The 14902-nt window shown below is 69.3% G+C and carries 11 protein-coding genes; 3 read left to right on the forward strand and 8 right to left on the reverse strand.

Annotated elements, in window-relative coordinates:
* Nucleotides 1–143: 143 nt before the first annotated feature.
* Nucleotides 144–1592 (forward strand): short-chain fatty acyl-CoA regulator family protein, encoded by a 1449-nt coding sequence (locus A6W98_RS19795; RefSeq protein WP_042465849.1) that lies wholly within the window; start codon nt 144–146, stop codon nt 1590–1592.
* 97 nt (nt 1593–1689) lie between these two features.
* On the opposite strand, the gene A6W98_RS19800 is transcribed toward A6W98_RS19795, so the two are convergent.
* From A6W98_RS19800 to A6W98_RS19835, 8 genes are all read right to left on the reverse strand, one after another.
* The gene (locus tag A6W98_RS19800; protein WP_042465852.1) at nt 1690–2190 is read right to left on the reverse strand and encodes a hypothetical protein; all 501 of its coding nucleotides are present in this window, start codon (nt 2188–2190) and stop codon (nt 1690–1692) included.
* A 29-nt stretch (nt 2191–2219) separates the two neighbouring features.
* Nucleotides 2220–2705: a DUF805 domain-containing protein gene (locus A6W98_RS19805; protein ID WP_052678178.1), complete on the reverse strand. Its 486-nt coding sequence runs from the start codon at nt 2703–2705 to the stop codon at nt 2220–2222.
* Complete coding sequence (locus A6W98_RS19810; RefSeq protein ID WP_042465854.1) at nt 2702–3835, reverse strand: toxin-antitoxin system YwqK family antitoxin; 1134 nt, start codon at nt 3833–3835, stop codon at nt 2702–2704. The genes A6W98_RS19805 and A6W98_RS19810 overlap by 4 nt, the downstream gene beginning before the upstream one ends.
* Nucleotides 3832–5988 (reverse strand): hypothetical protein, encoded by a 2157-nt coding sequence (locus A6W98_RS19815; RefSeq protein WP_042465856.1) that lies wholly within the window; start codon nt 5986–5988, stop codon nt 3832–3834. Before A6W98_RS19815 ends, A6W98_RS19810 begins: the two co-directional genes overlap by 4 nt.
* A gap of 200 nt (nt 5989–6188) precedes the next feature.
* A complete protein-coding gene (locus A6W98_RS19820; protein ID WP_042465857.1) occupies nt 6189–6737 on the reverse strand; it encodes a DUF2478 domain-containing protein in 549 nt (182 codons plus the stop codon).
* Nucleotides 6738–6831: 94 nt separating this feature from the next.
* Nucleotides 6832–9291, reverse strand: a complete 2460-nt coding sequence (gene torA / locus A6W98_RS19825; RefSeq protein ID WP_042465859.1) for a trimethylamine-N-oxide reductase TorA — start codon at nt 9289–9291, stop codon at nt 6832–6834.
* An 11-nt stretch (nt 9292–9302) separates the two neighbouring features.
* Nucleotides 9303–9953: a TorD/DmsD family molecular chaperone gene (locus A6W98_RS19830; RefSeq protein WP_042465861.1), complete on the reverse strand. Its 651-nt coding sequence runs from the start codon at nt 9951–9953 to the stop codon at nt 9303–9305.
* Nucleotides 9950–11575 carry a c-type cytochrome gene (locus A6W98_RS19835; protein ID WP_042465862.1) on the reverse strand — a complete coding sequence of 542 codons (1626 nt, stop codon included), beginning with the start codon at nt 11573–11575 and terminating at the stop codon, nt 9950–9952. Before A6W98_RS19835 ends, A6W98_RS19830 begins: the two co-directional genes overlap by 4 nt.
* Nucleotides 11576–11770: 195 nt before the next feature.
* Between A6W98_RS19835 and A6W98_RS19840 the strand changes: the two genes are divergently transcribed.
* Nucleotides 11771–14137 carry an ATP-binding protein gene (locus A6W98_RS19840; protein ID WP_052678179.1) on the forward strand — a complete coding sequence of 789 codons (2367 nt, stop codon included), beginning with the start codon at nt 11771–11773 and terminating at the stop codon, nt 14135–14137.
* Entirely contained in the window at nt 14134–14817 is a 684-nt protein-coding gene (locus A6W98_RS19845) for a response regulator transcription factor (RefSeq protein ID WP_042465864.1), read from the forward strand. Before A6W98_RS19840 ends, A6W98_RS19845 begins: the two co-directional genes overlap by 4 nt.
* Nucleotides 14818–14902: the final 85 nt, after the last annotated feature.

Raw genomic sequence — 14902 nt, forward strand, 5'->3', positions numbered from 1 at the left:
CCAGGATTTGCAAACCTTGCATTGCGTCAAAGCCTGTCCGGGCATAATCATGCGGAAAAGACCCGGAAAGGAACTGAAATGCGAAGAAATGCAAATCTTTCCGCGCGATATGCGAAGATTGCGAAGCCCGGGACGGGGCCGGCGTGAAGAAGGCGTTTCTCGGCGGCAGGCTGCGCCAGCTCCGCGAGACCCGAGGGCTGACCCAGGCGGCGCTGGCCGAGCGGCTCGGCCTCTCGCCCAGCTATCTCAACCAGATCGAGCGCAACCAGCGCCCGCTGACGGTGCAGGTGCTCCTGAAGATCAACGCGGCCTTCGGGCTCGACATCCAGGTCTTTTCCGAAGAGGGCGATGCCCGGCTGCTGGCCGAGTTGCGCGAGGCGGTGCAGGGCGGCGAACCGGCGGTGGGCGCCTCCGAGATCCGCGATCTGATCGACAACGCCCCCGCGCTGGCCCGCCGCGTCGTCGCGCTGCACCGCCATCTGCGCGAGGCCGAGGACCGCGCCGCCGCGCTGGCGCTGGCGCAGGGCGCGCCCGACGCCATGCCGGTGCCCGCGCCATTCGAGGAGGTGCGGGATTTCTTCTACGACAACCGCAACTTCTTCGACCGGCTCGACGCCCAGGCCGAGGCCCTGGCCGAAACGCTGTCCGGAAGCGCCGCGGGCCTGACCCCGGGCCTTGTTCCGGGCGACCCGCTGCCGGGGCTGGCCGCCCATCTGAAGACCCGCCACGGCATCGTCCTGCGCCGGAACGAGGCCGATGGCGGCGATCTGCGCCATTTCGATCCCGACCGCCGCGAGCTGAGCCTGTCCCGCGATCTGAGCCCCGGCCAGATGGCGTTCCAGGCGGCGACCCAGATCGGCCTGATCGAGGCCGCCGGGGAAATCGACCGGCTGGTCGGCGACGGCGCGCTTTCGGGCGAAGAGGCCCGGCGGCTGGCCCGGATCGGGCTGGCCAATTACTTCGCGGGCGCGGCGGTGATGCCCTATGGCGCCTTCTGGCGCGCGGCCGAAGAGTCGGGATACGATATCGGCTGGCTCGGCCATCGCTTCGGCATGGGCTTCGAGGCCACCTGTCACCGGCTCTCGACGCTGCAGCGCCCCGGCATGCAGGGCGTGCCCTTCTTCTTCCTGCGGGTGGACCGCGCGGGCAACATCTCGAAACGCCAGTCCGCGACCGATTTCCATTTCTCGAAAGTCGGCGGAAGCTGTCCGCTCTGGCGGGTGCATTCGGCCTTCGACCGGCCCGGAGAGATCCTGACCCAGATCGCCGAAATGCCCGAGGGGCGGCGCTATTTCTGGCTCACCCGCATGGTGCAGAGCCGCCGCGGCCGTCATGGCTCGCCCGGCAAGGCCTTCGCCGTCGCGCTTGGCTGCGACATCGCCCATGCCGGCCGGCTGGTCTATTCCAAGGGGCTGGATCTGGCCGATCCGGCCGCGGCGACGCCGATCGGAGCGGGCTGCAAGATCTGCCCCCGCAACGGCTGCCCCCAGCGCGCCTTCCCGATGCTGGGCCGTCCGCTGGCCGCCGATCCGGCCCGCGCACCCTTCGCGCCCTATGCAAGGGCGGCAGGCCCGGACGAGCCGCCGCCCTGAGGCCATGACCGGGACCGAAACGCCGGTCATGGCCGTCGCCTGCCGGGGGCCGGGGGCCGGGGATCGACGGATCGCCCCCCTGCCCCCGAGGCGGGCCTCAGGTCGGGTAGAAGTTGATATGCACGATATCGTTCGAGATCCCGGTGGTCATCGGCGCCACCAGGACATCGCCGTCATCGCGCTGATAGCCATAGGCGCCCTTGCCGTAATCGCCGAAGCCTTCCCATTTCATCGGCTCGGCGCCGGCAGCCTTGGCCATGTCCAGCGACATCTCGTCGGCCAGCGCCATCGGATCGGCGACATTCTGCAGGATGATGGAGCATTTGTCATCGGACATGCTCCCCCCGATGATCACCGAGGCATTGATCCCGTCCGGCCCGAGATAGCTGGCATACACGAAACTGCCCGAGCCGCTCTTGCGGCCATCTTCGAAGGTGTCGGACGCGTCCAGCGCCTCGATGGCCTTGCCAAGATCGCCGCCCGAGGCCAGGCAATAGGACTCGAAGGCCGAAATCGCCGCCGCCTCGCGTTCATCGGCATGCGCGGCGGTTGCCAGCACGGTGGCGGCCAAAAGCGGCAGGGCCAGTTTTTTCATCATCTTCTTCTCCTCTTTGGATGAAAAATCGGTCAGGCTTCGGGCACGGGGCCGAAGCGGTTTTCATGGGGCTCTCCCGGCCGGGCCAGCTGCACGATCAGCCAGATGCAGGACAGCAGCGAGACCAGCGGCGCGCCAAGCAGGATCACATCGAGCGCGCTCCCGCCCGTTGCCTGGGCCAACATCCCGCGGATCGCGACGGCCGGCACCAGAAAGGCCAGCAGCGCGGCACCGGGCAGCAGCAGCCACCAGCCCGAGCGCCCGACATCGTGCAGGCGCCGCCAGCCCGCCGCCAGCGCGGGCAGCGTCAGGACGAAGGAGACAAAGACCGAAAGCGGCCTGCGATCGGGCAGCCCCCGGTCGGGATCCGCCGGGAACAGGACCATGTCCAGCGCGGCGGCGCCCAGCAGCGCCAGAAGGCAGGCCGGAACAAACCACCAGTATTCGGCCCGCCCGGCGCGGCCGCCGAAGCGGGCAAACCTGCGCAGGCAGGTCAGGGTCGCGCGCAGGGGGCTCATTCCGCCTCCGGCGGCAGACCGGTTGGGACCGGGCGGCCGTCGCGCCACAGATCGCGCCCGACAGGCAGGCCATCTTCATAACGGGTGGTGGGGCCGTCCCTTTCGCCATCCTTCCAGGACTGCACCTCGCCGACCGCGCCATCCGGGCGGAAGAGATAGCGCAGCCCGTCCCGGGCGCCGTCCTCGTAGCGGGCCCGCTCGAGGCGATAGCCCTGCGCGTCGAACCGCTCCCACGGGCCGTTCCGCAGCCCCGCGGCATAGCTGCCCTGCCAGTATTCCTCGCCATGGGACCCGCCTTCGCGCCAGGGCCCGGTCTTCTGGCCTTCGGAATAGGCCCCGCCCGACAGCAGCCTGCCCTCGCGGTCGCGCTCTTCCCAGGGGCCGTCAAGCGTGCCGTGGACATAGGTTTCCAGCCGCCGCAGCTGGCCGTTCGCGCCGATCTCGCGGCGCGGGCCGTCAAGCCGCCCCTCGGGGTCGTAGACCTCATGGATGGTGGTGCCGTAGCGCTCTGTCCGCAGCCATTCGCCGATGCGGGTGCCGTGATCGTACATGCCCCGCTCCAGCGTCTCGCCCCGCCAGGTCCGGGTGAAAAGGCCGTGGGGCTTGTTGTCGACATAGGTGACACGGCTGACATCGTTGTCGATCCGCCCGGTCAGGATGTAGCGGCCCTGGATCTGGCCATCGATCACCTCCGAGCGGTCGATCAGCTCGTCGCCGCGATGGCGGGTGGTCAGCCGGTAGCCCTCGGCCCTGATGTCGGTTTCGGTGATGCTGCCATAGCGCTCGACGATCTTCTCGCCCGCGCCATGGCCCTCGACGGTCACCGGCAGGCGCTCATGGACCAGCTTGCCGTCCTTCCAGTGGCGGTCATGCAGAACCTTGCCATCATCCGAGAACCGGGTTTCGCGGATCAGGGCGCCCTCGCGGGACCAGCGCCGCGACAGGCCCACTTCCCGCCCGTCGACGAAATGGCGTTGGCTGCGGAGCTTGCCCGAGGGCCAGTGCTCGGTCCGGACATCCACCGCTTGCCCATCCGCCACGGCCTCGGCAGGCGGCGCCCCGGTTTCCGGCGCGGCAAGCCCCGGCACGGCCAGCAGCAGGGCAAGCGCGGTGGCGGTTCCGCGGATCATTGCGCCGCCGCCTCCGGCACCGGAAGATCGGGGAAGCTCACCGCAAAGCTGCGGCTCAGCGGCTCGGGCGTCAGCTCGGCGCGCAGGATCTTCGCGGGGGGTCCGGCGACCCGCAGCGTGCCATCGGGGAATATCGCCTCCCGGATGCCGTCATCGGGCGACAGCGCCCCGCCCCCGGGCGCGCTCAGCGCCAGCGGCACGCCCTCGGCATCGACAAAGCGCAGCTGCTCCGTCAGCTCGGCCACGGTCATGTCATCGGCGATATCCAGCGCCGCCGGATCGATCCGCCAGGGCCGGTCGGATGACGGCTGCACCCCGGCCCCGGTCCAGGCGAGGGTGGCGTCGCAGGACAGCGTCACCTCCCGGCTGCCGAGGCCGTAGAAATGCCGGCGCTGACCATCCCCGGTCTGCAGCTCCAGCACGTCGGCATCCTCCGCCTTGCGCCGGACGAAGACGAGCGTCTCGGCGCCCTCGGTCGCGGGCGGCGCGAGGCTGGCGGTGCAATGCGCGGCCTGGGCCGGGGCCAGAGGCAGGCGCAGCGCCCCGCTCTCCAGCCCCTCGGGCGCGACCTCCTCGGCCGCGGGCGGCGGGCCATCCCGGAACAGCGGCTGCCGCTCGGGCGCGGTATCGGGATCGAGACGCCGCCCCTCCTCGGTCAAAAACCGCATCTCGCGGCGGACGGCGGGCACCTCGGCATAGCGGTCGACGCGCACCGTCAGTTCCTCGGGCGGGGCCTCCATGCGCAGCAGCACCCGGATCGCGCTGTAATCGGGCGAGGCGATGCGCCGCGCCAGGCTCTCGCCCGGGGTCAGCCAGTCGGGGCCGCGATCGCCGGCAAAGATCATGCCCTGCGCCCCGCTTCCCTCGGGCAGCGCCCAGGAGAACACGTCTGTCTCGGCGCCTGACAGCGTCAGCACATAGCCCTCCGGCGCCGGGGCAAGCACCGCGCGCGCCCCGTCCCGGCTGGCCTCGGCATGGCCGGTCGCATCCGGCACCAGGCTCATCACGAAGGGCGCGACCGGGTACCAGTCGAGATCGGCCCGCAGCTCGGTCGCCGCCTCCAGATCCTGACTGACATCGCGCAGGGTCGTCGCGTCCAGCAGGCTGCGCGAGATCTGCGGCACGCCCTCGGGGTCGCGCCAGTTCGGCAGCGTCAGCGGCGGTTCCGCCGTCAGGGGCACGTGCAGCGCCCGGTCTCCGGCAAAGAGCCGCAGGTCGGAAAGGGCGAAACGCCCGATATTGCGCCACTGCGCCGCCCGGTGATCGAATTCCAGCCGCAGCCCGCCGAAATCCTCGACCAGACGCCCCGGCCCCCCGGGAAACACCTCGGCCTCGCTGGCCAGCGGCGCAGGCGGCTCGATCCGCTCGGGCATGTCGCGCCACTCGGCCGGGCGCATGCTGTTATCGGCATGCACCGTAACCGGATAGCCCCGCGGCGCAATCGCCAAGGTCTCGCGCAGCGACCCGTTCTCATCCGTGCCCGGCACCAGACGGCGATCGGTGGTGATCGCCGCCCGCTCGACCCAGCCCTCGTCGCGGTCGACCACCACCAGCCCCGCCAGCCGTGCGATGAAATCCTCGCCCTCATAGCGCAGGAAGACGCGGTCCGCGGTCAGGTGATCCACGGTAATCGTCACATCCCGCACCCCGCCATATTCGGGAACCGTGGTGCTCCAGCCCTCGGCAAGCTCGATCGGGACCGGCGGGAAAGCGGCGGCGAACTGCTCGCGCAGACCGCCAAGCATCGGGGCGGGCCCCTCGGTCTCGCCCAGCGGCCGGACCTCGCCCAGCCTGCCGGTGGCAAGGTCCAGCCGGGCGCCGAACCCGGCCTCGAAGCCCTGCCGCACCCGATCCGGAAGCGGAGCCGCCGTGGTCATGGTCTGGCTGCCCAGCCGGGTCTTCAGCCAGAGCGGGTTCAATGTCAGGTCGACAGTGTCGCCATCGCGCTCGGCCGCGCGGATCCGGGCCAGGAAAGACACCCGCTCAGGATCCAGCGGAACGGTCTGGCTGTCCGGCTCGACCGACCGGACCGAGAGCTCGACGCGATAGCTGCGCTCGCTGCCCTCGGCGGGGGCGAAGGTCAGTGTCTCGGCCCCGGCGACACTCGCCGCAAGCACAAGGATAAGGCCGTAACCGGCTGTCTTATAGGTCATTCATCCTCCGTTCCGCAGGCGAAGCTAGCGTCCCGGGCGCGGATTTTAACCCGTCTCGAACAAGTAGTTTAGAACGGGCATAATCTTGCTCATTCCGCAACCGGAACGGGCGCGGGAGGAAGAAGAGCGGAGGAGATGACGGACCCGGTCAGGGCCGGGCGCCGGGCGCGCTGCAAGGCAGCATGGCCCGGCCCTGCCGGCTAGGCCGAAGCGCGCGCCCGAGGCGTGTTCGGGACATTGGCAGAGGCGATGGCGGGCGCATATCCAAGCCAGGCCAGCACCGCGCCGGTCTCGGCGAGGACCGGCTCGGCCAGACCGGCCGCGAAGCTCTCGAAGGCGCTCCGGTTCAGCCCGTTGACGCCGACCAGTACCGGAATGTCGCGCTCGAGCGCCTCGGCGATCAGCGGCACGAACCCATGCCCGCCCGCCTCGAGCTTGCCGAACTTGTTGACGATCAGCAGCGCCGCGCCCCCGAGATGGCGCGCGGCCTCGGCCGCCGCGGTCTCGACCGCGCCCGCATCCATCCGGCACCCGCGCGCGCCCTGCCCCAGCGGCTGCGACAGCTGCAGGACCGGCCCGTCGGGCAACACCTTCAGATCGCCATCGCAGGGATGCCCGTCGGGATCGGCGGCACTGAACTGCACCGCCCCCGCAAGCCGCAGCCCCTGCGCCGAAAGCAGCGTCGCGGTCTCGGCCAGAACGAGGCTGGCCGCCCCGCGTTCCTCGGACATGAGATAGCCAAAGCGCATTGCAGAAGCCCTCGCAAATGGAAGGGCAGGCCCGTCTGGGGGAGTGAGAGTGACGGGCCTGCCCGGTCCGCCCGGACCCGGATCAGGGTCTGGGTCAGGCGGGTTGGCTGAAGACCGTTACCGGCGGCAACGGACCTTCAAAACGTTCGACCTCGGCCATCGCGGTCTGGCCGCAATTGGCCTGGGCCAGTCTCGACGTGGCGACGCCCGTGGTCAGGTTGTTGATGTCGCCATAGGCACAGAGGCTGCCGATCTTGCGCGGCTCGACCGGATCGAACCAGCCGCCCTCGCTGACCCGGATCACCCCGGGCCGGATCACGTCGGTGATGACAAGCCCGGCGAGGATCTGGCCGCGCTGGTTGAAGACCCGCACCACCTCGCCATCGCTCAGCCCACGCGCCTCGGCATCCTCGGGATGCATCCAGCACGGTTCCCGACCCTGCACCGCATAGGTCTCGCGGATCTTGGTGCCGCAAAGCTGCGAGTGCAGCCGCAGGTCGGGGTGGTTCGAGGCCACGGCCAGCGGGTAGAGCGTGGTCGGCCCGCCCAGCCGCTCGATCGGTTCCATCCAGGTGGCATGCGGCGGACAGTCGTCATAGCCGTATTTCTCGATGGCGGTCGAATAGAGCTCGAACTTGCCTGACGCGGTGCCAAGCGCGTTCAGCAGCGGATCGGCCCGGAAATCGGCATGCCGCACAAAGTCCTTCTGCGCCTCTGCCAGCGGGAAGGCCAAGGGCTTGTTGCTGTCCCAGAACGCGTCGAAGACCGGCATTTCCATGCCCTTGGCGCGGGCCTCGACCTTGGCGGCCTCGTAGAAGCCGCGGATCCAGTCCATCTCGCTGAGCCCCTGGGTGAACTCGTAGCCCCGGCCCAGCTTGTCGGCGATATCGGCGAAGATGTCATAATCGCTCCGCGCCTCGAAGACCGGCTCGACGATCTTCTTCATCGGGACGATATGGCTCAGCGCATAGTCGCCGACCTGCTCGATGTCGTTGCGCTCGTAGGAGGTGGTCGCCGGCAGCACGATATCGGCATGGCGCGCCGAGGCGGTCCACTGGAAGTCATGCACGATGAAGGTGTCGAGCTGGCGCCAGGCACGCAGCATCTCGTTGCGGTCCTGATGGTGCGAGAACGGGTTGCCGCCCGCCCAGTAGGCCAGCTTGATCTCGGGCAGCTCGACCTCGTGGCCGTTGAACTGCATCACCTTGCCCGGGTTCAGCAGGGTCTCGACCAGCCGCGAGACCGGGATCGAGACCGCGCCGCTGGCCGCCAGCCAGGCCGCGCCTTCGACCTTGACCCCCGAGGCATCGTCGACGGCCTTCAGGATCGGCGTGGTATGGGTCGGCGAGCCGCCCGAGGCATAGTGATAGCTCAGCCCGTAACCGCCGCCCGGCAGCCCGATCTGACCCAGCATCGAAGCCAGCGTGATCAGCGCCCAGTGGATCTGTTCGCCATGGTGCTGCCGCTGGGTCGAATAGCCGAGCGCCAGCATGGTGCGCTTGGACGAGAACCGCCGCGCCAGGTCGCGCAGCTTGTCGGCCGGAACGCCGCAGATTTCCGCGGCCCATTCGGGCGTCTTCGGCGTGCCGTCGGTGTCGCCCAGCAGATAGGGCAGGAACTTGTCGAAGCCGACGGTGTAGCGGTCGAGGAAGGCCTGGTCATGCAGCCCTTCATCCTGCAGCGCATACATGATGCCCAGCATCATCGCCACGTCGGTCTGCGGCGCCGGCGCGATCCATTCGCTGTCCAGATGCTGCGCGGTCTCGGTGCGGACCGGGTCGATGCAGATCGACTCGACGCCCGCCTCCTTGATCTGGTCGACGCCGCGGAACGAGCCGTGATCGGCGACCTGCCAGCAGATTTCCGAGTTGTTCAGCGGGTTGGCGCCCCAGAACACCATCAGCTCGCAATTCTCGGCGAGGTTGTCCCAGGTGGTGCACTGTTCATAGACCTCGATCGAGCCCGAGACATAGGGCAGGATCACCTGCGCGGCCCCGGTCGAATAGTCGCCGACCGAGTTGGTGTAGCTGCCCGTCAGGTTCAGCATCCGGCGCAGCAGGGTCTGGCAGTTATGCAGCTTGCCCGGACTCTTCCAGCCATAGGACCCGGCAAAGACCGCCGGATGACCGTAGGTTTCGCGCACGCGGGTGATCTCGCCCGCGACCAGCTCGATCGCCTTTTCCCAGCTGACGCGGACGAAATCGCCCGAGCCGCGGCCGTCCGGATCGGCGCCGGGGCCCTGTTCAAGCCAGGCGCGGCGCACCATCGGATAGCGGATGCGCGATTCCGAGTAGAGCGAGTCGAGCACGCCCGGCAGCTGCGGCGAGGGCGCGGGGTCCCCCTCCCAGGGCTTGAACTCGACGGCGCGGCCGTCCTCGACCATGCCGTAGAAGACGCCCCAGTGGCAGCCCGAGACGACCCCCTTGCTGGCGGCCTGGGCGGCGGCGCCGCGGCCGAAGAGCGGGAGCCCGGCAAAGCCGAGGCCGGTGGCAAGCGATCCTTTCAGGAAGCTGCGCTTCGAAAGGGTCAGGGAAGAATTGGAAGTCGAAGTCATGACCTGTCCTTTCAGATCCGCGCCGTGGCGGGGTCGTGCAGGGGTTGGGCGGCGGCCTCATCGGCCGTCATCAGGGTCTTGAATGCCAGCACCAGCCGGGCCAGCGCACCGTAGAAACCGGTATCGTCCGCCTTGATCAGCGCAGCGCCGAAGCGCGCGCACCAGTCAAGCTCGTCCAGCAGCCGCGCCGCGATGTCGGGGCGGCCGCGCCGCAGCGCCTCGGCCAGCGTCGCCAGCTGGATGCCGATATGGTCGGGCATCTCCGAGGTGCCTTCGAGATGGATGTCGAGATCGCGCAGGATCTGCTGCATCCGGCCCACGGCGGGGCCGCAAAGCCGTCCGGTCCCGTCCCAGGCGCTGGCATAGGGCGGCAGGCTGCGCTGCCGGAAGATGCCCTCGAACAAGGCCGTGTGGCGACGTTCGAGCGAGACCGCGACCTCTTCGGCCGATCCCGCGGTGAGGATCTGGCGGATCGCATCGACCGCCGTCTCCTCGCCCAGATACCCTCCGATCCGGCCCAGCGAGACCTGTCCCTGCATCGAGCGCAGCGCCTGCAGGCAGTCGCGGTCGGGCGGGGTCAGCAGAAGCGAGGCGAGGAATTCGGCCATGAAAGCCAGGTCGGCGGCCTCTTCCTCGCTCATGTCGACGAGGAATTCGGTCATTGCACCGTCTCCTTGCTGACATTGAGATCCTTCGAGTGGTTCTGCAGATAGGCCAGGATCAGCCGGTACTGGTCATCGCTGAAGGAGGTGAAGCGGCGCATCGCCTTCAGCGTCCCGATCCACTGGTTGGCCGTGAAATGGGTCTTCTGCGGCAGCACGTGGCAGGCGGCACAGGCTTTCTGGAAGGTGTCCTGACCGTACTCCCAGACCGCGCCGCGATCGGTGTTCATGCCCCCGGCATCGGACCACAGCGCGATCTCGGCCGGCACCCAGCTCTGGCCGGTCGCGGCCGCGACCTCGGGCGCGCCGCGCGTCACGGCGGCGGCGGCGGCATCGTCGAAGACCGCCATCATCACCCGCTGGCCCTTGGCCTGGTAGAGCACCGTCGGCGCGTCTTCCATCTGCCAGCCGCGCAGCGTCAGCTGCACCTTGTCGCCGTCGCGTGCCGTGACCTCGGCCGCGGCCCCGCCCAGGATCTTGCCGTCGGGCTGGTTCTCGGTGGCGACCATGTCGGCGCCAAGCCAGACATCCTTGGTTTCGACCACGGTAGCGCTGTCGCCTGCCGCGATGGCGGAGGCGGCCGAGACCGGCAGTTGCGGCGCCTTGCCGACGGCCTGGTCCAGCATCACCACGTGATCGGCATAGTTCGGCGCGGGCTGGCCCGGCGCCCGGTTCTCGACCGGCGGCACCGATTTCAGATAGACCGCCATCGCCTGCACGTCCGAAAACGGCAGCTGCGAGGTATTGGCCACGACCTCGGCCATGTCGCCATCGGCCATCCGGCCGATCGGGTTCTTGCCGGTATGCAGGTAGTTGGCGATCCGCGCCGTCGACCAGTAGCCGATCCCGGTCTGGTCGGGCGAGATGTTCGGGAACCAGCCGGTGCCCTCGGGGTTCGGGCCGCCGCCATAGCGCTTGTCGGCGATCACCTCGCCCATCAGACCGCGCGGCGAGTGGCATTCGGCGCAGTGGCCCGCGCCTTCGACCAGATATTCGCCGCGGTGATAGACATCGGGGTCGACGCCGTCCGGCACCTCGCCGGGGGTCAGGGCGTCGCCGTCAAGGAAGGCCAGCCGCCAGATGCCGACGCCGCGGCGCAGGTTGTAGGGGAATTTCAGCTCGTGATCGGGCACGTCGGACCGGACCGCGGGCAGCGACATGAGATAGGCGTAAAGGTCGCGCGAATCCTCGCCGGTCAGCCGCTGATACGAGGTATAGGGGAAGGCCGGATACAGGTTCTGGCCGTCGGGCATCACGCCCTCGGGGCCGACGCCCTCGCGCAGCGCGCGGTCGAACTCGGCCAGGGTCCAGCTGCCGATGCCGGTTTCCTCATCGGGCGAGATGTTGGGCATGTGGAAGATGCCGAAGGCGGTGTCCAGCGACCGGCCGCCGCCCAAATGGGTTTCATCTTCCGCGTCCGGGCTGGCATGGCAGGTGGCGCAATCCGAGGCCAGGAAGACGGTGCGGCCATTCTCGAGATCTGCGCCTTCCAGCGCGGGCAGCTCGCGGCTGCCGTTCACTGCGGACCAGGTCCAGGGCGAGGTCACGACAAGGAAACCCGCCCCTCCCAGAACCAACAGGCTACCCGCCAGCTTCACTAGCGTTCTTGCTTTGACTGTCATGATGCGTGCCTCCGATCCTCTCGGACGTGGGGAATTTTCGAGCTGGACCATAACCTGTCGGACGGCCACAGAGGCTTCGGTTTTGTGAGGATTTGTAAATGCGACGTGAACGGGGCCCGAATGCCCCTGCGCACAACCGTCTTTCGCCTGCTATGAGCGATTGCCAATTTGCCGCAGTTGTGGTCGATTGCGCGCATGCCTCCGCCCCCCGCGCCCTCGTCAGGCCCGCCATGCTGGCCTGCCGACATCCTGACCGATCTGCTCTCCGGCGCCAGCGACGCGCTTGTCGACGAGATTCTGCGTCTCGGCGCCGCCAACGGCTTCACGGATCAGACAAGTTCGATGCGGGCGGCCTGGGTCGAATCGATCGAGATCATCAATGCCAGCCTGATCGCCAGCCTCTCCGCCCCCAATCAGGAAAGCGGCCCCAACGGGCATAACGACTATGCCACCGATCCCCGCTTCGCCGGGCTGCGCGAGGTCGCCTGGCGGCATCGCCGCTCGGGCGTGCCGCTCTGGCTGAACCACGGGTTGCTGAAAGATTACCGCCACGGCTATGTGGCGTTTTTCCGCGAACTGTTTCGCGATGAGAAACGGCCCCCCGCCCTGGACGACCCCGAGGCCCTGATCGAGCGACTCGGGCTGTTCTTCGACGAGGTCGAGCTGGCGATGCTGGCGCCCTGGTCCGAGCCCGGCACCGAAGAGGCCGCGATGGCCGACCGGCTGCGGCGCCTCACCCGCGAACGCGACCAGCTTTTCGGCGTGCTCGAAAGCCTGCGCGGCCCGGTCTTCATCGCCGACGAGGACAACCGGCTGATCAGCGCCAACCGCGCCGCGATGCAGACCTTCCTCGGGCTCGACGAGACCGGGGCGCTGGCCTACCGGCTGGCGCTGCAATCGCGCCGCAGCGAGCTGCAGCCCATCGTCGACGAGATCCTCGGCACCGAAGGCAGCCAGTGGAGCGCGATCTGGCTGCAGACCCAGTCCGGCAGCCGCTGCTTCGACATCCGGCTCGAGACCGTCGAGGACACCGCCTACAAGCTCGACCGCTGGCGCATCGTGCTGATGAACGACGTCACCGACCACCAGCAGGCGATCGAGCAGGCGCGCGAGGCCGAACGCACGATGTCACTGTTCCTCGCCGCGATGAGCCACGAGATCCGGACCCCCCTGCACAGCGTGCTGGGCGCGGCCGAGCTGTTGCGGGACGTGCCGCCGCAGGATGTCGAGGAACGCACCCGGCTGACCGAACTGCTCGACATCTCGGCCCGCGGGCTCAGCGCCACGCTCGAGAACGTGCTCAGCTTCTCGCGATTCGAACAGCAGGCGCCCAAGCCGCGGCCGGGCCCGGTGGTGCTGGCCGAGGTGCTGGAAAACCTCGTGCGCAGCCGCGACATCCTCGCCCGCCAGCAGGGCGTGCCGCTGATGCTGTCGCTGGCCGCCGACCTGCCCGACGAGGTCGGGCTCGACTGGTCGATGGTGCAGCAGATCCTCGGCAACCTGATCCAGAACGCGATCCGCCATGATGACGGGCGCGGCGTCGCGCTGGAGCTGAGCCGCGAAACGGGCGACGCCGGCGACGAGCTGGTCTTCGCCGTCACCGATCACGGCCCCGGCCTGCCCGCCCCGATCCGCGAGATGCTGACCGCCGCGCCCACCGCGCTCCGGCCGCGCCCGACCGGAAAGTCGGGCTCGGGGCTGGGCCTCGCCATCGCCCAGCGGATGACGCTGGCCCATGGCGGCACCATCTCGGGCGGCTCGGCCGCGGGGCCCGGCGGCGGCGCCCGGATCGAGGTGCGGCTGCCCCTGGTCGCGGCCCCGGCCCCGGCCAAGGCGACCCCCCGCCCCGATGGCGCGCTGTCCAGCAAAAGCTGCCTTCTGATCGACGACGACCCGGTCGGCGTCCTCGTCACCCTGGCCATGCTGGAACGCATGGGCCTGTCCGTCGACCATGCCCGCTCGCTGCGCCAGGCCGGCGCGCTCTGCCAGGCGCATCCCGAGAATTACGACCTCTTCATCGTCGATTACCGCCTGCCCGACGGCAATGGCGTCGATTTCGCCCGCAGCCTGCGCCAGGGCGGCACGCTGGGCGAGCGTCCGGTCTTCCTGCTCAGCGCCAATGTCGATCTGGTGCGTCAGACCGACGGTCAGGCCGCGCTGTTCACCGCGCTTCTGGAAAAGCCGCTCGATGCCGGGGCGCTGGGGCGGGCGATCCGCAGCGGCACCCGCCCGATCCGCGCCAGCGCGATGCTGGACGGGCTGTCTCCCGCGGCGCAGCGGCGGATGGCCGAGGCCTTCGCCGAAGGCTGGCGCGCCTTCGGCGCCCGGCTCGAGACCTGCACCGACCGCGCGCCCGATGCGGAACTGGCCGCCCTGGCCCACAAGCTGGCGAATGGCGCCGCCATCTTCGGCCGGACCGAGCTGCATGCCGCCCTCCGCACCTTCGAGCAGGCCTTCGATTCGCCCGCCGCCACCGAGCGGATGCGCGCCGTGGCCCGCGCCCGGGTTCTGGCCACCGCCCCCGAGGACATGACTGCGCCGAACGAGGCCCCCGACGCATGAGTGCGACTGCCGACATCCTTCTCGTCGATGACGACATTCTGGTGCAGGTGATGGTCGAGGACATCGTCACCCAGCTTGGCCACCGCTTCCATGCCGCGGGCGATGGCGAGACCGCGCGCGAGGCCATCGGCCGGAACGGCTTCGACTTGGTGATCCTCGACCGCCGCCTGCCCGACACTGACGGGCTTCTGCTGGCGCCGCTGCTGCAGCAGGACCGCAAGATCCCCTTCATCGTGTTCTCCAGCCTCGACGCCCCCACCGACCAGGTGCTGGGGCTGGGCATGGGTGCCAGCGACTATGTCTGCAAGCCGGTCGAACCCGCGGTGCTGCGCGCCCGCATCCAGGCCCGGCTGACCGCCCGCCGCACCCCCGAGGAACAGACCACCTTCCGGCTCGGCGACGCGCTCCGGCTCGATGCGGTGTCGCGCAGGCTCTGGATCGCCGACCGGGTCGAGGTGCTCTCGCCCGCTGAATCGCGGCTGCTGATCTGCCTGCTGCGCAATATCGGCAAGCCGCGCGACCGGATGCAGATCAGCATGGCCACCTGCGGCCGCGAATGGGTCTATGGCGACCGCACCATCGACGTGCTGATCTCGCGGCTGCGGCGCCGGCTCAAGGGCAGCGAGGTGCGGATCACCACCGTGCACGGGCTGGGCTATGTGCTGACCCTCGACAACTAGCCCGGCTGCAACAGCGCACTGCCCCTGTTCGGCGATGGGGACTGCCACGACCCGGCGGCACGCCCTAGATCGGCGACAGGAAAGG

Source organism: Rhodovulum sulfidophilum DSM 1374 (genome assembly GCF_001633165.1).
Lineage (GTDB): Bacteria > Pseudomonadota > Alphaproteobacteria > Rhodobacterales > Rhodobacteraceae > Rhodovulum > Rhodovulum sulfidophilum.